Source organism: Streptomyces glaucescens (assembly GCF_002154375.1).
In the GTDB taxonomy this organism is placed as follows: Bacteria; Actinomycetota; Actinomycetes; order Streptomycetales; family Streptomycetaceae; genus Streptomyces; species Streptomyces glaucescens.
In genome coordinates, this window is record NZ_MUND01000744.1 from 1 (window position 1) to 819 (window position 819).

Below are 819 nucleotides of genomic sequence, written 5' to 3' on the forward strand. Positions count from 1 at the left end.
GGTCGCCGGATCGGTCGGGCGGCCGCTCGGCTGCGGGGTGGCGCCGTCGTCGGCGGAGCACGTGGCCCCGTCGATACGGCAGCCGGTGGGGTCCCCGGTGCCGGTGACCACGAAGCCCACGGTGACGGACTCACCGGCGGCCAGACCGTCTGTGTCCCACTTCGGGGGCTTCACGGTGACGTGCTGCCCGCTGACGCCGGACTCGCCGTTCCACAGCGAGCCGAGCCGGGACCCGGCCGGCAGGTCGAACTCGAGGGTCCAGTCCCTCTTGGCGTGGCCGCTGGTGTTCGTCACGACGTACTGCGCGGTGTACCCCCCCGCCCAGTCGCTGGTCTTCGTGTACGCGGCGCCGACTGCGGCGGCCTGGGCCGTGCCGGTCAGCAGCAGCCCGCCGCCTCCGGCGACGGCGAGGGCGAGGGCCGCGCCGATCACTTTGTTCCTGCGGCTCAGCTTGCGTCGGTGCGTGCTCATCGCGTGTCTGCCTCACGGTACGGGGGTGGGGTGCGGCAGCACGCTAGCGAGCACGGACCGGGCAAAACGCCCTCGGCGGTCGGGAGTCGAGGATCTTAGGGTGGGCTTAAGGAAGGGATCGGGACCGGTTAAAGATCGGTGCCGTCCCGCGCGGACGGCGTCTGCGCACCGCCCCTCGGGGGCCGCTGCGCACCGGCCCGCGTCTGTCCAGCTGGATCCAGATCCGCACCTCCGTGCCGCCGAGCACCGAGCGGCCGATCCGTACGTCCCCGCCGGTGGACTCCGCGAGCCGGCGCACGATGTCCAGCCCGAGGCCGGTCGAGCCGTCGCTGCCGGAGCCCCGGCCGC

General features: G+C 73.6%; 2 protein-coding genes. Both read right to left on the reverse strand.

Going from position 1 to position 819, the window contains the following annotated elements:
• Positions 1-471 (reverse strand): cellulose binding domain-containing protein (locus tag CCN42_RS36455; protein ID WP_211294876.1); only part of this gene is annotated, 471 nt, incomplete at its 3' end.
• Positions 472-577: 106 nt separating this feature from the next.
• Positions 578-819 (reverse strand): ATP-binding protein (locus CCN42_RS45205; protein ID WP_245877630.1); only part of this gene is annotated, 242 nt, incomplete at its 5' end.